An 18,342-nucleotide genomic window follows, 5' to 3' on the forward strand; every position below is an offset into this window, starting at 1 on the left:
TCACCGCAATGGAGACTATCACATTATCCATGTCGAGTAATGTCGAAAGATGACTGACACATTTCTTTTTCAATTCGCCTTTGCAGTACACCCCGTTCTATCATTCCGCACGTTCCTTGATGATGTTTACGCCAACATCTCCAAGGCAATAATGCAATGGGTGAGCTTTTCTCCATACAATAGCCCTCATCCTTTATCGGATGGGGGCGCTTTTTGTTACACATGAGCCGAATAAAAAATACGCCCACATTATATATGTGAGCGCTATGTGGTGATACAGTGATACAGGGTCGATGTCCCATGTCGGCCGGAGACGGTTAGAAGTGTAGCATCTGCATGTGAAAAATATATGTAGATTGAGTATATGGTTTGTTTGATTTTCATTGAACAGTTACAAAAATCCCCCACTCATATCATCGTAGGGGAAACGGTGACGGCACTGTACACGTTACGCACATCATTTCCTCTACATCACGGCGATAGCATAGTCCCTCCTTTGCTTCGACTCCGAAACACCTCTGCCGCCGCTCTTGTACACGCGCTGAAATACTCGGCCACGTACTGTTCGATAACCCTTACCGCTAACTTCTCGGCCAACTCCTTTCGACAGCGCCCATCCAACTCCTCGCCGGACTCGAAATAGTACAGTTCCTCAACAAGATCTTTTAACTTGCGAAACGTCACTTTGGGAACAGATATCACGACGTCCGTCCAGAACCCCATTGATTATGCCCCCTTTGTATGCTGTAAGGGCTACGTGGCACGTATCCAGGCGCGACCATCTGTGTCACGCAGGGATAGTCATAAGTAAATCGCAATAGTGCAGCAGCAGCGTGTGCTACAGGACGGCCAAACGCAAAACCCAGTGCGTCAATAGATGCCCAATCATCCTGTGTGAACCGCATGGATAAGTGCTCCGTTACGTGTCCGCGTGGATTGATTAACGCGTCTAGGTTTTCGTGGTCAAGATGCCCAATCCAAGCGTGTGTACCGTGTGCGTAGTCCCTCCACATGTATGGAGCTAGCCGGTTTAGAGTAGGGAAGTCATTTAGTGAGGCGATGACCAAACGTGCGCCTGTCTCTCCCTCAGACTGCCGAAGATAACGACTCATATCATGGACATGTTCTTTGATGAAGCGAGGTACATATGGCGATACCTTTCTCTTCCTGTCTGCCCTGATCATCCTTCCACCAACTCTTTCTGCGGAAATAAGTCCGTCCCTCGGTTCCACGGTTCCACCTTCCATCAGTGGGGGAGTGGCACTGTGTCCCTCGGTTCCATCCGGACAGTAGAAGGTATTGAGCACCGCTTGGCCGTTATACGTTGTCCGCATAAATCTTTTTAACAGGACAAAGATGTGCCACTGTAGAATACATGAGTATGACACCGTTAAAACGATTACTGTTCGAAAAACAATTGACGCATAGATGGCTTGCGCAACAAGTGGGGATGACTGAAACAGCGATAAGCCTTGTGATAAACGGAAAACGCGTCCCCTCATTGGAGAACGCGCTACGTATTGCAAAGGTATTGGAGACAAGTGTAGAGGCGTTGTGGGGATTTGTTATTGAGGATTAATCAATCAACCACGACATGTTTCGAATGCATAAAATCAATAAACTCCTTAATCGTCACCATTGCTTGCCGATCTCCTATAAGACTGATTTCGTACAACTTCCGCGCCACATCCATCTGCTGATTGAGGATGAACGATGTAGTCTCTAGAGACTCCAAATCCATCGTTTGAAGTTGCTCAGACAGATTTGATACGTACGCCGCCTTTAATTCCCGTCTGTGCTCCAATTCCCTCTCAATCTCTACCTGCATCTGCCGCTCAACCTCGTCAGGTACAAAACCGAAATAGTCCAAAACAGACTCCTCGATGCCCAGTACATCCGCAATGCGTTTTGCTACATCATAGTCGGGACGTTTGACCAATCCGCGCTCCAATTGAGAAATGTAAGCCGATGACATCCCCACTTGCCGCGACAACTCACGTGTTGAGAGTCCCTTTCCCTTCCGCTTGTGCTTTACCAACTGCCCGAAGTCGTCCATAACGTCACCTCATATTGTATAGTAATATGATACTGTATCATATAATAACTATTTACACAACACAAATGCGTATGATATAATACAACACGTAACGCACTATACATACTAAAACACTATACAGGAAGGAGGGCAGCATGGGTATGGGTGAACTGTTGACTTTGGCAGAGGTACAGGCAATCCTTAAAGTCGGTCGGTCTAAGGTATATTCTCTGGCCAACGAGCCAGGTTTCCCTGCCGTGAGGATCGGCCACCGTATTCGAGTGCCACGTGCAGCACTCGAACGGTGGATTAATGAAAAAATGACACAGGAGGCGTGAGTATGGGATCAGTCGTTAAGCGAGGGAAGAAATACGGAGCACGTGCCTACATCGGATTTAAGGATGGTAAAAGGCAGTATAAGTGGCTGGGCACATTCGACACTGAACGCGAAGCAAAGCGGGCCATTCGCGAGGTTGAAAACGCAAAGGACATGGGGCGAGTATCAGGATTTCGAATTAGTTATTGCGCGTGAAGATGGTCGTCCAGTTTACTATCGCACCGTCGACAGTCAATGGCTGAAATGTATTAAGGACGCACGAGTCCCCCACATGGGCATACATGGATTGAGACACACCCATGCTTCAACACTCATCGCACAAGGTGTGCCGGTCAACGTCGTGAGCGAACGTTTGGGTCATGCACGAACAAGCATCACAATGGATATTTACGTCCACAGCAACGACGAGCAACAACGTCAGGCAGCTAACTCGTTCGCGGCGACTATATTTGATGACAAATTCGTTGTGAATAAGGACTGATGATCAATTGATGCGCAAACGAGACAATCAGAGATAAAGAAAACGACCTCTCCACAACCGAGAAGTCGTCCGCATAAGGAATTGTCATTTGGAGGCGCCACCCGGATTCGAACCGGGGATGAAGGTTTTGCAGACCTCTGCCTTACCACTTGGCTATGGCGCCATCGATATGTGGAGCGGAAGACGGGATTCGAACCCGCGACCCTCGCCTTGGCAAGGCGATGCTCTACCCCTGAGCCACTTCCGCATCAGCTTGCTGTATGACCTGTTCAACCATCTCACTGTGGTACTTTCATCTGTCGTACCACGTGGTGGCTCGGGACGGAATCGAACCGCCGACACGAGGATTTTCAGTCCTCTGCTCTACCGACTGAGCTACCGAGCCGCGCTTTAGGGGAACAGTGAAGACTATACAACATGCGTTCCTGCTCTGTCAACCGAACTTTCCAGTGGAGTTGCGGTTGTTACTTCAGCCTCAGAGCCGGCGGGTGCTTGCCATTGCTCCAACAGCACCCGCTCGCTGTTTGGTGGAACCGATGGGATTCGAACCCACAACCCCTGCGCTGCCAGCGCAGTGCTCTCCCATTGAGCTACGGTCCCGCGGAATCAACGGCGTCAACATCGCTTATTATACTGAGGTTTAGCACCAAAAATCAAGCAGAAAAATATGTAATTGAATTGGATGGTTTTGGACAACCTACAATCGTCAATTGCCAACCACGAGGAGGACGACGCCATGAAAAAATGGGTGGTCAGTGTTACTACCTTGGCTTTTCTTGTCAGTACAACACCGAGCGTCTGGGCAGGTGATGGTCTTCAGCGACCCTCACCGTCAGCAGATACAGCTACAGAGCCAACAGCCGGTGAATTCACCGGAGGCACCCCGGTCCATCACTGGGACATTCGCTCCAGTGTCCAAGTGTCACGACAGGAATTACGGGACGCCTACCTTGCGAGCCGCATCGCCTATACCCAAAAACTGCAGAAGTACGCGAAATGTGCCCCAGCACAGGCTAAGAAGGCGATTTCTACCGCCCACCCTGGCTCTAAAGTAGCCGACGTGCAACTGCGCAACATCCGAACCAGCCTCGTATATTTCGGGATGGCGGAAGACGGAGAATACAGGTACCTGGTCGTCGTGGATGCCGGAAACGGCAAAGTACTTTTGGACAAACCCATTCCAACGCATCACGAGCGCGCATTCGCCGATAGAGACGAGTAAACGTTCCCTCCACTGTCCTACGGGAACCCGTGAAAAAAGCGAGAGCTGGCGCTCTCGCTTGCTGGGTTCCTCGTTTGGACTTAGAGTGCTCGGACTTTCACATCCTGCACTTGAATGGGTCCGACGCCTCTAGGAACTTCAATGGATTCCAGACGAGTAGCGCCGAGCTTCTTCGTAATGTAGTCACATGCCACGTTCGGATCTATACGATCACCACAGGTGTAAACGTCGATGCTCGCGTATCCGTGTTCTGGAAAACTATGAATTGTCAGGTGCGACTCGGAAATAATCACGACGCCACTGACACCTTGCGGTGCGAACTTGTGAAACGCAACTTCGCGAACCTCTGCACCAGCTTCCAGTGCCGCATTTACCATGATCCGTTCGATACCTTGCAAGTCGTTCAGAACTTCGGCGGGACAACCCCACAACTCGGCAATGACATGACGACCCATTGTGTCCATACCAAAAAATCCCCCTTTACAGAAAATAAGCCATGCCGCTTTCAGGCATGTGGAATCAGGCCCTTTCACCACGGGGGAAAGTTAGTCCTTCGAGGTCCTAACCCTTTAAGTGAAGGCGATTCCTTGACGAGCGCGTGGCACATTGTGCCCCGCCAGACATTACGACTGATAGTATAAGTCCATCAACGACAATTTGCAACAAGATTTTCTCCAGACCATAGAATTGGGTGCAATTACCCAAAATAGGCGAAGGCGAGTGCGACCGCTGTGAGTATCCCACAGCAGATAGCAATGACATTCACCTGCATACGGGCACGCTGTACAAAAAGCGCGGCGCACATGACACCCGTGACCAAACCGCCGACGTGCCCCGCAAGACTGACGCTCGGCGTCACCACATCGTACACCAGATTCAGCGCGAGAATGAAAATCAATTGGTTGCGCACGTTTTTGGTCAGAATGCCGCGCAAGGCCATGTACAACACAGCGCCAAACACCCCAAAGATAGCTCCGGACGCACCTGCGGAAACGGTCATCGGACTGGTGATAGCGGTAGACAATAGGAACCCGATGAAGCCGGATAGCCAATACGTCACGAAATACTTGGCAGATCCGAACCAGACCTCCACCATCCGAAGCGACCACAGTGAAATCATATTGAGGACGATGTGGGTCGGGCTGGCATGTACAAACATCGCCGAGAGCAAGCGATACCAATCTCCACTGGTGACCAGAACAGGCGCGCAGGCACCAGAAGCAACCAGGCCATACGCACCCAAGCCCCGCGGTAACTCCACCGCAAGAAACCACAGGATGTTGACAGCAATTATGACGTACGTGACCGGAGTGTGAGCCGCACTGCGGTAGCGCACCCAAACCACCCCCATCTCGTCGTGGGACAGATAACTCTTTCGGGTTACTGTGCGGCTCTGCGTAACAGCTGTTCAAGTCCCGTGGACAGCGAAATCTTTGGTGCCCATTGCAGGATGTTCTTCACACCGGTTACATCGTAATAGCTGGAGTGGATGTCGCCCGGGCGCGGCGGCTTCTGTACCACTTCGAAAGATGTGGATACCAAGCTCCGCAACACGTCAATCAGGTCGTTGACGGAAACCGGAATTCCACTGCCGAGGTTCAAAAGGAACGACCCATCTTGTTCGATGGCAAGCGCGTTTGCACGTGCTACGTCTTCCACGTGTACGAAGTCGCGAACCTGTGTGCCGTCTCCGTACACCTCAATGCGCCCATGGCGCGTCACACCTTCGATAAACTTGGCAATCACGGCACCGCCTTCTGCAGATTGCCGTGGTCCATACACATTCCCATAGCGAAAAATTGCGTAAGAAAACCATTGTTTGTAGAACCCGATAAGGTACTGTTCAACAGACCGCTTTGAGATGCCGTACGGAGACATGGGCACCACCGGCGCATCCTCCCCAATGGGCGGCGTTGCTGCATCGCCGTACACCGCTGCGGAAGATGCGAACAACACGCGGTCCACACCAAACTTGCGGCAAGCCTCGAACACCGACAGAGATCCGCCAATATTCTGCTCCATATCCATCTGCGGGTTCGCGACCGACGCCGGAACGCTGATGTGTGCAGCGAGGTGAACGACGCGTTGTGGCCGCTCTTCCTGAAATACGGCTTGCAGGGCGTCCGAGTCTGTGACATCGACTGCATAGTACTTCTCTCCGTGGACAGCGGGCTGCAAATCGACGTTGACCACGTCGTGTCCGCGTGCCAACAGCGCCGAGACTGTGGCGGCCCCGATGAATCCACTTCCACCTGTTACGAGAACCTTCATATCATTTCACGCTCCTTGGCCAGATGTCGCTGGGCGCCGAGCACTTGTTCGTACCCGTCCAGGTAGGCCTGTAACATCTTTTCCGGTGTATATTCAGGGATAATGCGCTCGGCAAACGCCCGTGCAAGGCGTTGTGCGATGTCTGGGTGCTCGAACAGGTCATCCGCCACTTCAGCCAGCGCAGTGGCATCGCCAACAGGGAAACACCGCCCCGTCTCGCCATCCAACAGGAGGCGCGTCAAGCCGGGGATGCTTGTCCCGATGTTGGGGACACCAAGCCACCCCGCCTCGAGCACAGAGAACGGCGTGCCTTCACTGTGCGACGCGAGGACATGGATATCCAACGCCGCGTAAAACTCGAGCACATTGTCGATGAACCCAAGAAAGTGAACGCGGTCGCGAACGCCAAGTTCATCGACGAGTTGCTCCAAGGGCTGGCGCTGCTCTCCATCTCCAGCGACGACCAGATGAGCGTTTGCCGTTCGCATCTTGGGGACTGCGCGAATGATGGTGCCGATGTCCTTCACCGGATCGAACCGCGCAGCTATGCCGAGCAGCGGAGTCCCTTCGGGCAAGTTCAACTGTCGGCGAAGTGCCAAGCGGTACGCGGATTTATCCCGTTCTAAAGGTTTCAAGGAAATGCCGTTGGGCACGTACAACACGCGCGACGTAGGAAAAAACTCGCCGAACATCGGGTGCACGACAAACACCCCGTCACTGTGTGCTACGCACCAGTGGTTCAGCCGAGTCAGGATCAACGTCTTCCAACGGCTGGACAGGAAGTCTTTGTAAGGGTTACTGTGCACAGTCGTGACCCACTGGTTGCGCCCCGAACGCGATGCGAGGTACGCCAGCACGTTTAAGCGGGGCCCGTGCGCATGCAAGATCACCGGCTGAGTCCTCTGTTTTATGTACTTACGAAGGGCGGATACGGCCGCCCAAGGACTGCTTGGGAAGACAACCGTCGTCACGCCTTGGGACTTCGTGCGATCCACCAACGGGCCGTCCCCCACAAATCCAAAGCAAAAATAGGGTTGAAGCCCGCGTTCGCGAACCACAGCTGCAAGCGTTGCGATATGTGATGCCGCTCCACCTCGTTCATTGCCGGCAGCGAACACGAGTACTTGGTAGTTCATTAGGACGGTCGATTCCCCTGTTTGGTATGTTCCTGGACGTACTCGGCCATGTCCGCTTCGTCAAAGTGAATGCTCTCGCGGTTGAGAAGCAGGAAATCAATCGACGCGCCCACTTGCTCCGCGGCGAAGCCAAGGATGTGGTGACGGCGCTGCGTCGGCTCCGGCCAGTAGTCCGCAAAGTATTTATCCAACTGATTAAACTGTTCCACGGTCAATCCAGGCACCAGTTGTACAAACGCCTCAAGTGGCAGTTCCAAAATGTCGTAGTTCTTGCCACCATACTCAATGTTTAGACCTAGCCGCATGAGGTCACTTCCTCTCCATCAACTGCCCTGTTTCGCTACTCAGTATAACGAAAGCCGGAACGTCAAACAAATCAATGGTGACAAGTCAACGACATTTCCACAAAACCACCATAATGCGTGGACTTTCGCCCCGAATCGTACTTTTCCTTTCTTGGTCTGGGGAATACAATACAAATTGAGTCCAGCTTTCTACTGCCATTCTAGACGGAGGAATGATTGGATGAACTCACTGAAAACCTGGCTGCTTATGGGCGTGCTAACGGTCATTTTGGTGCTGTTTGGACGACTTATTGGCGGTTACCACGGGATGATTTTCTTTCTCATCCTGTCCATCGCGATGAATTTTATCGGCTACTGGACGAGCGGTTCCGTCGCCATTGCAATGACAGGTTCGCGGCCTGTCTCCGAAGCGGAACTGCCAGAGGTATACGCCATGGTGCGCAGACTCGCACACAACGCCGGCCTCCCAATGCCTGAGATCTACCTGACTCCCTCCCCGCAGCCGAACGCGTTCGCGACGGGGCGCAACCCGAGACACGCGAAAGTGGCTGTGACAGAAGGGATTTTGAGGGCGTTGTCGCCGCGCGAACTCGAAGGGGTACTCGCACACGAAATGGCTCACGTCAAGAACCGCGATATCCTGATTAGTTCCATGGCTGCGATGCTCGCCGGCGTCATCACGTCTATCGCCAATATGATGCAGTGGGCGATGATGTTCGGTTTTGGCGGGCGAGACGACGAAGACCGGGGCAATGTCATCGCTGAAATCGCGATGATGATCTTGGCGCCCATCGCGGCTACGTTGATACAACTCGCCATTTCGAGAACGAGAGAGTTTAAAGCTGACGCGGTAGGCGCCCGACTCATGGGCGATCCAAACCCGCTCGCGGACGCACTGGAGCGCCTCGAGGCGTATGCATTCCGAATCCCCGGGGATTTCAATCCAGCGACGTCCCACATGTTCATTGTGAACCCATTTCGCGGCGAGTCGATTGTCCGCTTGTTCAGCACACACCCCTCCACAGAGGAACGTGTGCGCAGACTGCGCAACATGCGCGTCCTTGGCTAACCAGAATCTCATCCGATACAGTGGCAAGCCCTTGGAGTCGACCAGCGACACCAAGGGCTTGTTTGTTCAGGGAGTCATTCGTACCGCAACGCGTCAATCGGATTCAATTTCGACGCCTTGTTGGCGGGGTACAGCCCGCAGAGCACGCCAATGACCACAGAAAAGAAAAACCCGATGACAACCGCTTGCCACGACACCACGGACGGCAGCGGCGTGAACCAATGAATCAGCCACGACGCCGAAATGCCGAGTAAAATCCCGATGGCGCCACCCATCACCGTTATCATCACGGACTCAAGCAAAAATTGAACCAAAATGGCCGCGCGCGTCGCTCCAAGTGACATCCGAATGCCAATTTCCTCCGTGCGCTCCGTAACCGATACCAGCATGATGTTCATGACGCCGACGCCGCCCACAATCAGTGCGATACCGGCAACGGCTCCAATCACCAGGGTCAGAATGGACGTCACCGTGCCGACCGTTTTTTCAATGCCCACCAGAAACCCGCTGCTGTCGATGAACGCATCCGCGTTGTGCGCGTGGATATTCAGCGCGGTGACAATGCGCCGCGCTAAGTCGGCCTTATCCGTACCAGGTGTCACCAGCACGTCCATCTCGGAAATGTTCCACCAAGGAAATAGGTCCTTGCACGTGGTCGCTGGCATGTACAGGTAGTCCGAGCCGAAAAACGTGGCGAGCAGATTGAACTGATTCGATACGGCCACGCCGACGACCTGAACTGGCTGGCCTCCGACTTTCACCACTTGTCCGATGGCAGATGCATCATTGCCAAACAGCTTCTGCGCCAGCGAATGGCTCACCACACCGACGCGCCGATGAGCCAGTACATCGATGCTGGTGAACATGCGGCCAGTCACGACGTCAAAGTTGGCCAGGTCGTTCAAGTCGTTCGGACCGCCTTCAATGGACGTGTTCACCGCTTTATCGCGGAATGCCACGTTGCCTTGGCCACTGAGCGTATAAGAGACGTCCGCTACCCCGTGAAACTGCCGTGCGATGAAAAAATCCTCATCAGAGAACGACAGCACCTGCCCTGGTTGCGGCAATCCAGGCTGAACGACCTCCTTCGGCAGAATCTCCACCGTTTGTTGTGCTCGCTGGCTCTCAATCACGTCAATAATGGCAGACTTCCCGCCTTGGCCGATGGCGACAATGGCAATGATGGACGCCACCCCGATGAGGATACCCAACATGGTTAGAAACGCCCGCAACTTGTTTGCGGAAAGGGAATCCCACGCCGAAGCCAACATTTCCCCGATATTCATGCGCCTGCACGCCCCTGGTCGTCCACAATCTGACCGTCCACAATGCGAATCACTCGGGTGGCGTACGAGGCCACGTGTGGATCGTGTGTAATCAAAATGATGGTCATGCCATTCTCGTTCAACTTCTGGAACAACGTCATGATGTCCTTTCCAGTCGCCGTATCGAGCGCGCCGGTCGGTTCATCTGCCAACAACAAACTGGGTTGATTGGCGAGTGCTCGCGCAATGGCCACGCGCTGCTTTTGACCGCCCGATAGTTCGTTCGGCAAATGGTGCATCCTATCCGCGAGCCCGACTTCGGACAGCAGGCGCATGGCCCTCGCACGCCGCACATCCTTGCGTTCACCTGCATAGACAAGTGGCAACTCGACGTTTCTCAACGCGCTCATGCGAGGCAACAAGTGAAAGTTCTGAAACACAAAGCCAATCTCCTGGTTCCGCAACCGTGCCAACTCCACGGGGCTGAGTTCGCCGACATGCTGGTTTCGAAATTGATAAGAACCTGAAGTCGGCACATCCAAACATCCGATGATGTGCATCAGGGTGGACTTGCCACTGCCCGACGGACCCATGATGGAGACAAACTCCCCTTCGCTCACGTCCAGCGACACTTCCTTCAACACGCGAAGTTCAGTATCGCCGGACGGATAGGACTTGCAGACGTTCCGCAGGCGGATCAAGACACGCTCACCGCCTCCCCATCCTTCAGCGAGGTGGGAGGGTTGACCACGACGGCTTCTCCAGCCTGTAATCCCTTGGTGACCTCTACTTCTTGGTCCGTGGTGATGCCAAGGGTGATGTCGACCTTTTTCACGCGGCCTCCTTGGACAACGTACGCAGAATACTGTTCTCCATCCTGAACGACTGCGGAATACGGGATGACCGGCACTTGCTGTTTGGTTTCAGTGACGATATTCACGTTCACCTGAAATCCGAACGGAACCGTAAACGGCCCCTTCACCTGCAGGTCTACTTCTACTTGCCCCGTACCCGACGCACCTGCCACGGCAAAGTCAGAGACCTGCGTCACCGTGGCCTTCCAATGCTTCTCCGGATACGCGTCCGCGGTCACGTCCGCGGACATCCCGGGTCGAATCTGAACAGCGTCCACCTCGGATACTTCGATGACCAGCTGTCGGGCAGGTCCGACGACTTCGACGACAGGCGAGGGATTTCCGTTTGAGTCAATCCCTTCCGGATTCACAATGACGACCGTTCCGTTCAGCTTAGCCTTGATAAACGTGGCGTCATATGCCGCTTGTGCTTGCGCCAACTGGGCCTCGGCCTGCGCGAGGGAGGATTGTTCGTTCGCAATGGTACCTGCGAGCTGCGCCTGATATCCTCGTGGTGCCGGAGCTTGCTGCGCCTTCGTTTGGTTGAGGGCGGCCTGCGCCTGCTGTACGGTCGCCTTCGCTGCATTGAGTGAAGCCAACTGCGCTGCGTGATTCAACTGCAGCAGTGTGTCGCCCACGCGGACGTGTTGCCCCACCTGTACATTGACTTGATCTATGGGCCCTGTCAGTTGTTGAGACATCACGATTTGTCGCGATATCGGCTTGACGGTCCCTGTCGCAAAGATTTTGTTGGCCAGCGTCTGCCGCTGTACGATGGTCGTCGTCACTCGCGGAGGTTGGGGATACAACACGGCAATCAAGGCCACCAACAGCACCGCGATGACACTCCCCGCAAACCACAACCACCGCCAAGATTGACGTGTTTGCACTTCCTTCACACCGGTTCACCCAATCCCATTTGGCTTGTGCACTTTGATCCAACGATACCACAATGCCAGTCCGCGCAAAAAGGCGAGGAGACATCCCCCTCGCCTGCGCTCAGTATTGGCGTTCACATACGGCCGTACGCGGTGGTCTCCGATTGCCGCCCCGGCACTGGGAGCGCAGTCCCTTGGTTGATGCCCGTGGTTCCATAACTGGTGTTGTGTCCGTAGGCACTGTTTCCTCCGACGGAACTGTGGTTTCCGAACGTGCTGAAAAAACCTCCATTGGGTTGACTCCCGGTAGCGGCTGGGTGTGGCATCTGGGGCTGCAACGGGTCTATGTCACTTCGACCGTACGCCGATGGCCGGACAGCATAGGAACTGTGAACTTGTTGAAAAGGCGATGGCTGTTGCTGGAACTGGCTCATCAGCATATGAATTTTTTCGTGGACGTTCTGCAAGTCCTGGGTGATTTGAAGCATTTCTTGATGAAGTTGGCGCAGTTGCTCCATGATTGGGTGCATGTTGCCCTCCTCGAAAATCCTGCCGATCTCGCGGTATTGTATACAAATGGAGAAATCATATACCTGGCGCAGAAGTACACAGCCCTTCATCTTGGCCGAAACACTCTGTCGTCACTCGGACTCTCGGTCCACGAAGACATCGTCCACCAATCCGTAATTCGTATCATGCATGGGATGCATGAACTGCGCTCCCATGTACGTCAGGCCGTTGTGTTCTGCAATCCGCTCCGCCCCAGGGTCGCTGGCCGGGTCTTCTGACGCCCATTCATCCCCTGCCATGATGGCTGGGTCGATGTCAGTACTCCAGTGATCCAAAGGTGTTTCCTTCCACGGAGGTCGTGGATTCGATTCCTCAGACATCGTGTCACCCCCTTCCCCTTAGAGTGCAACCTCGGCGCGGCGAGTATGCGGCCACAGCATATCCCACGTGGACGAGACATACAGTGTAGGGACACCCGGAAAAGGAGCCACATTTCATGTACACGCCAATTTTCAATCGATTGTGCGGATGGTTGTTTTTTGCGTTGGGATTAGTGGGTTTTACCACCGGCAGCGTGGAAAACTACATACGGGTATCAACATTCGAGGGTATCGCGTACACCGCTATCGGTTTGCTGGGAATGGTTACAGCCCGACTGCGCCACCGCGATGCGACCTTTTTTTCCTTGCTTTTTGGCCTCGTGTTGTTTGGCTGGGGCGTTGCTGGATTTGTGTGGCCGGTGACCTGGATGGGGACGAGTGAGCCACTTGAAAACGCTGTTCGGCTCGTTGCGGGTCTGTGGGGAATGTATGCTTCTGTAAACGACGTTTTGGCCTGGCGCACCTCGCTGGCCAGGCCGTCATAAGGTGCATGGACCTCTGCAATCTGCAAACATAACCCCCGATGCCCTGAAGCATACTATCTCTGGCTCCACACTGTGGATCCGTTCAGGACGTATGCTGCAAAGGGGGAGACAAACCATGAAAGTGAAAGACTTGATGACCAAGGACGTTACGTGCGTACAAACGACGGATACGATTCAAAAAGCCTCGCAAGTGATGCAACAATTGAATGTCGGGTCCGTTCCCGTGTGCCAGAACAACAAAGTTGTTGGGATGTGTACGGACCGTGACATCGCCATCAAAGCTGTGGCAAATGGCAGTCCACACACCACGCCGGTTTCCCAGTGCATGTCAACACAGGTTGTTACCTGTACACCTGAGACCGACGCGCACGAAGCTGCAGACCTGATGTCACGGCATATGATTCGCCGCCTTCCGGTTTGCGACAACACGGGGAACATTGTTGGCATTTGCGCCATCGGTGACCTTGCGACTGTGGACATCCACATTAACGAAGCCGGGGATGCCTTAAGCAAAATTTCGCAACCCACTCCGGGCCAAAACGCCATTCACTAAACGTGCCCACACACCGCTTCGCGGCAGCCCTGATGTCAGGGCTGTTTTTTTAATGCCGCTGGACGCTCAGCGTGTGCCTCTTGAACCGCCGCTTCAATCGCTGCCCGTATCTCGTCGCTCGAAAACGACGTGCCGGTTCTGTCTAGTACCTGCGACGCGTACGTCATCGCTTGTTCCAATTTCTCTCCCCCACTCTTCCCAGCCAACGATGCTTCCGCAAACGTGTAGGCCTCGCGCCCAATGAAGGCGAGAATCTGGCGCTCACGCTGGGTTAAGTGGTGCTGCATCCATGTACGCACAAGGGGAAGCAAGCGGTGTGCCAGCAGCAACAGAGTAAAGACGACAAGTTGCAGTAACAACAAAACCACTTGGTGAAGCACGGTCATCCACACATCTTGCATGCCCATCCCTCCTTGCATGGATATGCTTCTGTCACGAAGCTGAGGGGACAGTACAACGTATGTTGAATGACCGGAAATGGTCAAACGAGAGGGACCCCGTCGTTCGACGAGGCCCCTCTTGGTTACATATCGGGAATGTTGGTTTTACCGGCCACCAGCCAGCTGCTGCTCAGCGAACGCCACGAGACGTTTCGTGATTTCTCCACCGACAGAGCCGTTTTGGCGCGAGGTCGTTTCTGCACCCAGCTGAACGCCGAATTCCGTAGCAATTTCGTACTTCATTTGGTCCAGCGCTTGGGAAGCATTTGAAACAAGGTGGTCATTGCTTGATCCTCTATTAGCCATTGTGAACACCTCCTTGTGAACCTTATTCTGTCCATCCGCTTCACCAATACACTGACACTTTCTGCATATCATCCCATCATAGGCACACAGAGAACAGCGGATACGCATGGTATCCGCTGCCCTGGAACATCGTATGAAATTAGACGCGGCGGCCCGACATCGCCTGTTCAGCATAAGCCACGAGACGTTTTGTAATCTCGCCACCAACCGAACCGTTTTGACGGGAAGTCGTTTCTGCACCCAGCTGAACGCCAAACTCAGTAGCAATTTCGTACTTCATTTGGTCCAGCGCTTGGGAAGCATTTGAAACAAGGTGGTCATTGCTTGATCCTCTATTAGCCATTGTGAACACCTCCTTGTGGACCTTATTCTGTCCATCCGCCTCACCAATACACTGACACTTTCTGCATAACTCTCCATTTGCGTACCGTCTACGTAAAATCGCTGAAACAACAAAACGGACGCAGTCAGCGTCCGTTTTGTTGTTTGCATATCATCGAATTCCTGAATTCGAATCAACCGTCCACACAGGGTCTCCGTAACGCGGTACAAAATCTGCTCGAAAGGTGATTACCGTTGGGACAGCGGTACGAATTCGCGGTGCGTCGGGCCCGTGTACTCTGCACGAGGACGGATGAGTCGGTTGTTGCGGTACTGCTCCAACACGTGCGCCGTCCATCCGGAAATCCGGCTGCATGCGAAGATGGGTGTATACAGGTGTGTCGGCAAGCCCATGGAATAGTACATGGACGCGGAGTAGAAGTCGACGTTCGGATTCAGTCCCTTTTTCTCCTTCACCACGCGTTCAATCACCTGAGACATTTCGAACCACTTGGTATCCCCAGCGAGTTCGCCTGCTTGTTGACTCAACTTGCGAAGGTGCGTGGCGCGCGGATCTTCAGTACGGTAAACCCGGTGTCCGAAGCCCATGATTTTCTTCTTGTTTGCCAACGCATCCTCAATGAACGCTTCTGCCTTAGAGACTTCACCAATCTCCAGGAGCATCTTCATGACTTGTTCATTTGCGCCGCCATGCAAAGGACCTTTCAACGTGCCTACTGCAGACGTGATACTCGAGTACATATCGGACAACGTAGCCGCCGTTACGCGCGCAGAGAACGTGGAAGCGTTCAATTCATGGTCCGCATGCAGAATGAGGGCGATGTTAAACGCTTTCTCGACAAACTCCGAAGGTTTGGTTCCGTTCAGCAGGTAGAAAAAGCTTGCTGCCGCACTGAGCGACGGATCAGGATCAATCGGAGCTTCCCCTTTGCGGATGCGTTCGAACGCAGTGACAATCGTTGGGATTTGAGCCACCAGGCGCGTCGCTTTCCGTACGTTGGCTTCCATGGACTCATCGCCTTGATCTTCGTCATAGAGGCCTGCAAGGCTGACAGCTGTGCGCAGAACTTCCATGGCGTTTGCATCCTTCGGAACGGACTGCAAGAACTTCAGGACTTCTGGATGCAGTGCGCGATTTTCTGCAATGGACGCTGTAAAAGCTTTCAACTGGCTGGCATTCGGAAGCTCGCCGTTCCACAACAGGTACACCACTTCTTCGAACGTGGCTCCGCCACCAATCAAATCGTGAATGTCATACCCGCGATATACAAGCCGCCCTTCGCGGCCGTCCACGAAACAAATTTCAGACGTGTTGGCAATCACATCTTCCAACCCTGCGACAAAGTTCACTGTTTCCTTCGCCACGCGAAATTTCCCCCTTCATCCCAGTGAATTAAGCCTATAGACAGTTTGCGACATCGCTCCCGTTTCTACGACTCGACTCCCCATTTTGCCGCAATGCCCCGAAAACGACAAATGACACCTTGTCTATTATACTACAGTCCCCCACGTCGGAAAAAATCAGTCCAAATGGTGCCGAATTGCATAGATGTCATCCTGAGTGCGGTCCAGCACCCCAAGACATCTCATTGACGAAACGGTCAGACAAGTCAAATCCGTTTCTCGACCTGGAGTTTCGCTGTGCTATGATGAAGACAGCGAGCGTTGGACAAAAATGCGTGTCGAAAAGAGGCCAAGGTTCAGTGCGAGTCAGGCGCAGATGCAACGCGAAAACCTGCAACCTCTCTAAACGCATAGCGCTCGGAATCTCAACGAAGGGACGATACATATGGCAGAGGGACGTACGTTTCTGTTCGCAGGGAAACCCGTGACACTGGAAGGACCGGAGTTAAAGGTCGGTGACAAGGCACCGAATGCAGAACTGGTCGCAAACGACCGCTCGAAGGTCACACTGGACGCCTACAAAGGTAAAGTACGGCTGATCAGCGTCGTTCCGTCGCTCGATACAGGTGTATGCGACGCTCAAACCCGCAAGTTCAACGAAGCAGCTGCCAATCTCGGCGACCACGTAGTGGTGTTGACCATCAGCGCGGATCTCCCGTTTGCGCAGTCCCGCTGGTGCGGCGCCGCTGGCGTGGATCGCGTCATTACGCTCTCTGACCACTATTCCATGTCGTTTGGTCAGGCCTACGGCACTTACATCAAGGAGTTGCGCCTGGAATCGCGCGCCGTATTTGTGGTGGACTCGTCGGACACCATCGTCCACGTGGAGTACGTTCCAGAAGCTGGACAACATCCGAACTATGAAGCCGCTCTGAATGCGGCGAAATCCGCCAAGTAACGTATGAACGTCAAAACAAGGGTCCGTCGCATTACCGGACCCCTGATTTCTTATTTTTCCTCGTGATTCCTCGTGCGCGATGTGCAGCCTACCACGAGAAATGGTCGCGATGTTGCATTTCGCAGCGTTCGTCAATGCGGCCGCTGGTCCTTGCGGTCATTCCGCCATTTCGTGGACGGTGCGGGTTCCCCGCCATCCGTCCAGAGCGTGGGCTTGGTGAGTCCAAACTGAATCACGTTCGGTTCCCGAGCGTGTTCGTCGTTCCCCGATTCATCCGGTACTGCCAGCAACACCTCGTCCTCCATGATGCCAAGCGCGCTACGCAACGTATCGCTGCGTAAACCCCGCCGCAGACTTTCCAACGACACCACGTCGAGCGGTTTAATGTTTCCCAAGTTCACCTTGTGTCCAAATTCCTGAATATAGTACACCTGTTGTTCCGTCAGTGGCGCCTCCCAGATCAACCTTGTGGCCAAGGGACCCAAGAGCTCGACAAGTTTCCGGACCATATCTCCGCGGACGCAGCCTTGCGCGTCGAACACACCGACCTCTTTTCCTCCTTCGCGGCCTTCCACAATGACGTAATGTGCTCCGCTGTTGAGGTCCGTCTGGATGAGCTGTGCCATCCGTTCCGGAGGAAAATACACCCCTCGCCGTTTCTTCCCGATTTCAGACAAAACGGTGAATCCCTTTTTGCGCGCCGTTCGAATCAATTCCCGCCGCTGCTTGGCCGACAGATCTATCGTGCCGTCTGAGACCTCTACCACGCGCACCCCGCCTTCCCACAAGGCTTCCATATACTCCTTCCATACTCCTTGTGTAACCGCAATTTCCATGGAAGTCCCACCGGGGTAGGCGAGCACGCCGTACTCCTGACACATCGCGACCTTGTTGGCAATACATTCAGGGGGACAGACGGCGGCACTGCCAAATCCAAACTTCCAAAAGTCAATGTGAAGTGCAGATAACTGAAGAATGTCTCTCACCATCGTAGGCGGTGTACCTGTGTCAATGACCATGGTTAAGCCAGACAGCCGCGGTTTGGCAACACGGCCTGGCATGACGTCCTGTAGAAGTTGAGACCAGATTGGATTGTTCACTCTGTACGCCCCTTCACCGTGAGTTGATACTCTACCCACAGCGTATGGGCGCCTGCTCCATTCTGTGACCG

Annotated in this window: 26 protein-coding genes and 4 tRNA genes; 9 read left to right on the top strand and 21 right to left on the bottom strand. The window is 53.8% G+C overall.

Annotated features, from left to right (window positions below; genetic code table 11):
- Positions 1 to 471 precede the first annotated feature (471 nt).
- On the bottom strand, positions 472 to 723 hold the full coding sequence (locus tag YWK_RS0107495; RefSeq protein ID WP_026964313.1) for a hypothetical protein: 252 nt from the start codon (positions 721 to 723) through the stop codon (positions 472 to 474).
- A 658-nt stretch (positions 724 to 1,381) separates the two neighbouring features.
- On the opposite strand from YWK_RS0107495, the gene YWK_RS0107500 reads away from it, so the two are divergent.
- Positions 1,382 to 1,579 carry a helix-turn-helix transcriptional regulator gene (locus YWK_RS0107500; protein WP_211231387.1) on the top strand — a complete coding sequence of 66 codons (198 nt, stop codon included), beginning with the start codon at positions 1,382 to 1,384 and terminating at the stop codon, positions 1,577 to 1,579.
- Here YWK_RS0107500 and YWK_RS20885 read toward each other — a convergent pair whose 3' ends face one another.
- Complete coding sequence (locus YWK_RS20885) at positions 1,580 to 2,056, bottom strand: helix-turn-helix domain-containing protein (RefSeq protein WP_051375330.1); 477 nt, start codon at positions 2,054 to 2,056, stop codon at positions 1,580 to 1,582.
- Between the two features lie 140 nt (positions 2,057 to 2,196).
- Here YWK_RS20885 and YWK_RS22855 point away from each other — a divergent pair, with 140 nt between their 5' ends.
- The 3 genes from YWK_RS22855 to YWK_RS22860 are packed head-to-tail and all read left to right on the top strand — an operon-like array spanning position 2,197 to position 2,853.
- Positions 2,197 to 2,373 carry a helix-turn-helix domain-containing protein gene (locus YWK_RS22855; protein WP_169727151.1) on the top strand — a complete coding sequence of 59 codons (177 nt, stop codon included), beginning with the start codon at positions 2,197 to 2,199 and terminating at the stop codon, positions 2,371 to 2,373.
- Positions 2,374 to 2,375: 2 nt separating this feature from the next.
- A complete protein-coding gene (locus tag YWK_RS20890) occupies positions 2,376 to 2,567 on the top strand; it encodes an Arm DNA-binding domain-containing protein (RefSeq protein ID WP_051375332.1) in 192 nt (63 codons plus the stop codon).
- Positions 2,509 to 2,853: a tyrosine-type recombinase/integrase gene (locus YWK_RS22860; RefSeq protein ID WP_169727152.1), complete on the top strand. Its 345-nt coding sequence runs from the start codon at positions 2,509 to 2,511 to the stop codon at positions 2,851 to 2,853. Before YWK_RS20890 ends, YWK_RS22860 begins: the two co-directional genes overlap by 59 nt.
- Positions 2,854 to 2,942: 89 nt before the next feature.
- Here YWK_RS22860 and YWK_RS0107520 read toward each other — a convergent pair.
- The 4 genes from YWK_RS0107520 to YWK_RS0107535 form a co-directional block, all read right to left on the bottom strand.
- A tRNA-Cys gene (locus YWK_RS0107520) sits at positions 2,943 to 3,016 on the bottom strand.
- A gap of 9 nt (positions 3,017 to 3,025) precedes the next feature.
- A tRNA-Gly gene (locus YWK_RS0107525) sits at positions 3,026 to 3,100 on the bottom strand.
- A gap of 62 nt (positions 3,101 to 3,162) precedes the next feature.
- Positions 3,163 to 3,238 (bottom strand) — tRNA-Phe (locus YWK_RS0107530).
- A 140-nt stretch (positions 3,239 to 3,378) separates the two neighbouring features.
- Positions 3,379 to 3,453, bottom strand: a tRNA-Ala gene (locus YWK_RS0107535).
- A 136-nt stretch (positions 3,454 to 3,589) separates the two neighbouring features.
- Between YWK_RS0107535 and YWK_RS0107540 the strand changes: the two genes are divergently transcribed.
- Positions 3,590 to 4,075 (top strand): hypothetical protein, encoded by a 486-nt coding sequence (locus tag YWK_RS0107540; protein WP_026964317.1) that lies wholly within the window; start codon positions 3,590 to 3,592, stop codon positions 4,073 to 4,075.
- Positions 4,076 to 4,155: 80 nt separating this feature from the next.
- On the opposite strand, the gene speD is transcribed toward YWK_RS0107540, so the two are convergent.
- The 5 genes from speD to YWK_RS0107565 form a co-directional block, all read right to left on the bottom strand.
- Complete coding sequence (gene speD, locus YWK_RS0107545; RefSeq protein WP_026964318.1) at positions 4,156 to 4,539, bottom strand: adenosylmethionine decarboxylase; 384 nt, start codon at positions 4,537 to 4,539, stop codon at positions 4,156 to 4,158.
- Positions 4,540 to 4,772: 233 nt separating this feature from the next.
- Positions 4,773 to 5,411, bottom strand: a complete 639-nt coding sequence (locus YWK_RS18805) for a rhomboid family intramembrane serine protease (RefSeq protein WP_051375337.1) — start codon at positions 5,409 to 5,411, stop codon at positions 4,773 to 4,775.
- Between the two features lie 44 nt (positions 5,412 to 5,455).
- A complete protein-coding gene (locus YWK_RS0107555; RefSeq protein ID WP_026964319.1) occupies positions 5,456 to 6,346 on the bottom strand; it encodes an NAD-dependent epimerase/dehydratase family protein in 891 nt (296 codons plus the stop codon).
- A complete protein-coding gene (locus YWK_RS18810) occupies positions 6,343 to 7,482 on the bottom strand; it encodes a glycosyltransferase (protein ID WP_051375338.1) in 1,140 nt (379 codons plus the stop codon). Before YWK_RS18810 ends, YWK_RS0107555 begins: the two co-directional genes overlap by 4 nt.
- On the bottom strand, positions 7,482 to 7,787 hold the full coding sequence (locus tag YWK_RS0107565) for a hypothetical protein (protein WP_026964320.1): 306 nt from the start codon (positions 7,785 to 7,787) through the stop codon (positions 7,482 to 7,484). Before YWK_RS0107565 ends, YWK_RS18810 begins: the two co-directional genes overlap by 1 nt.
- 220 nt (positions 7,788 to 8,007) lie before the next feature.
- Here YWK_RS0107565 and YWK_RS0107570 point away from each other — a divergent pair, with 220 nt between their 5' ends.
- Positions 8,008 to 8,856: a zinc metalloprotease HtpX gene (locus YWK_RS0107570; RefSeq protein WP_026964321.1), complete on the top strand. Its 849-nt coding sequence runs from the start codon at positions 8,008 to 8,010 to the stop codon at positions 8,854 to 8,856.
- A 74-nt stretch (positions 8,857 to 8,930) separates the two neighbouring features.
- On the opposite strand, the gene YWK_RS0107575 is transcribed toward YWK_RS0107570, so the two are convergent.
- From YWK_RS0107575 to YWK_RS0107595, 5 genes are all read right to left on the bottom strand, one after another.
- Positions 8,931 to 10,142 carry an ABC transporter permease gene (locus tag YWK_RS0107575; protein WP_026964322.1) on the bottom strand — a complete coding sequence of 404 codons (1,212 nt, stop codon included), beginning with the start codon at positions 10,140 to 10,142 and terminating at the stop codon, positions 8,931 to 8,933.
- On the bottom strand, positions 10,139 to 10,822 hold the full coding sequence (locus YWK_RS0107580) for an ABC transporter ATP-binding protein (RefSeq protein WP_026964323.1): 684 nt from the start codon (positions 10,820 to 10,822) through the stop codon (positions 10,139 to 10,141). The genes YWK_RS0107575 and YWK_RS0107580 overlap by 4 nt, the downstream gene beginning before the upstream one ends.
- Positions 10,819 to 11,874 carry an efflux RND transporter periplasmic adaptor subunit gene (locus YWK_RS18815; RefSeq protein WP_051375340.1) on the bottom strand — a complete coding sequence of 352 codons (1,056 nt, stop codon included), beginning with the start codon at positions 11,872 to 11,874 and terminating at the stop codon, positions 10,819 to 10,821. Before YWK_RS18815 ends, YWK_RS0107580 begins: the two co-directional genes overlap by 4 nt.
- Positions 11,875 to 11,987: 113 nt before the next feature.
- A complete protein-coding gene (locus YWK_RS0107590) occupies positions 11,988 to 12,383 on the bottom strand; it encodes a hypothetical protein (protein WP_026964324.1) in 396 nt (131 codons plus the stop codon).
- Positions 12,384 to 12,494: 111 nt separating this feature from the next.
- Complete coding sequence (locus YWK_RS0107595) at positions 12,495 to 12,743, bottom strand: DUF3905 domain-containing protein (protein ID WP_026964325.1); 249 nt, start codon at positions 12,741 to 12,743, stop codon at positions 12,495 to 12,497.
- Between the two features lie 116 nt (positions 12,744 to 12,859).
- Between YWK_RS0107595 and YWK_RS0107600 the strand changes: the two genes are divergently transcribed.
- Positions 12,860 to 13,228, top strand: a complete 369-nt coding sequence (locus tag YWK_RS0107600; protein WP_026964326.1) for a hypothetical protein — start codon at positions 12,860 to 12,862, stop codon at positions 13,226 to 13,228.
- A 115-nt stretch (positions 13,229 to 13,343) separates the two neighbouring features.
- Positions 13,344 to 13,781 carry a CBS domain-containing protein gene (locus YWK_RS0107605; RefSeq protein WP_026964327.1) on the top strand — a complete coding sequence of 146 codons (438 nt, stop codon included), beginning with the start codon at positions 13,344 to 13,346 and terminating at the stop codon, positions 13,779 to 13,781.
- Positions 13,782 to 13,816: 35 nt separating this feature from the next.
- Here YWK_RS0107605 and YWK_RS0107610 read toward each other — a convergent pair whose 3' ends face one another.
- The 4 genes from YWK_RS0107610 to YWK_RS0107625 all read right to left on the bottom strand — a co-directional run bounded on the left by YWK_RS0107610 (position 13,817) and on the right by YWK_RS0107625 (position 16,234).
- Complete coding sequence (locus YWK_RS0107610; protein ID WP_026964328.1) at positions 13,817 to 14,182, bottom strand: phage holin, LLH family; 366 nt, start codon at positions 14,180 to 14,182, stop codon at positions 13,817 to 13,819.
- A gap of 144 nt (positions 14,183 to 14,326) precedes the next feature.
- On the bottom strand, positions 14,327 to 14,527 hold the full coding sequence (locus YWK_RS0107615; protein WP_026964329.1) for an alpha/beta-type small acid-soluble spore protein: 201 nt from the start codon (positions 14,525 to 14,527) through the stop codon (positions 14,327 to 14,329).
- A gap of 139 nt (positions 14,528 to 14,666) precedes the next feature.
- Positions 14,667 to 14,870, bottom strand: coding sequence for an alpha/beta-type small acid-soluble spore protein (locus YWK_RS0107620; protein WP_026964330.1), 204 nt, complete (start codon positions 14,868 to 14,870; stop codon positions 14,667 to 14,669).
- Between the two features lie 227 nt (positions 14,871 to 15,097).
- Positions 15,098 to 16,234, bottom strand: a complete 1,137-nt coding sequence (locus tag YWK_RS0107625; RefSeq protein WP_026964331.1) for a citrate synthase — start codon at positions 16,232 to 16,234, stop codon at positions 15,098 to 15,100.
- A gap of 424 nt (positions 16,235 to 16,658) precedes the next feature.
- Between YWK_RS0107625 and tpx the strand changes: the two genes are divergently transcribed.
- Positions 16,659 to 17,171 (top strand): thiol peroxidase, encoded by a 513-nt coding sequence (gene tpx / locus YWK_RS0107630; RefSeq protein ID WP_026964332.1) that lies wholly within the window; start codon positions 16,659 to 16,661, stop codon positions 17,169 to 17,171.
- A 131-nt stretch (positions 17,172 to 17,302) separates the two neighbouring features.
- Here the strand turns inward: tpx and comA are convergent, their stop codons facing one another.
- Positions 17,303 to 18,271 carry a phosphosulfolactate synthase gene (gene comA / locus YWK_RS18820; protein WP_051375342.1) on the bottom strand — a complete coding sequence of 323 codons (969 nt, stop codon included), beginning with the start codon at positions 18,269 to 18,271 and terminating at the stop codon, positions 17,303 to 17,305.
- Positions 18,272 to 18,342: the final 71 nt, after the last annotated feature.

It is taken from the genome of Alicyclobacillus pomorum DSM 14955, assembly GCF_000472905.1.
Lineage (GTDB): Bacteria > Bacillota > Bacilli > Alicyclobacillales > Alicyclobacillaceae > Alicyclobacillus_A > Alicyclobacillus_A pomorum.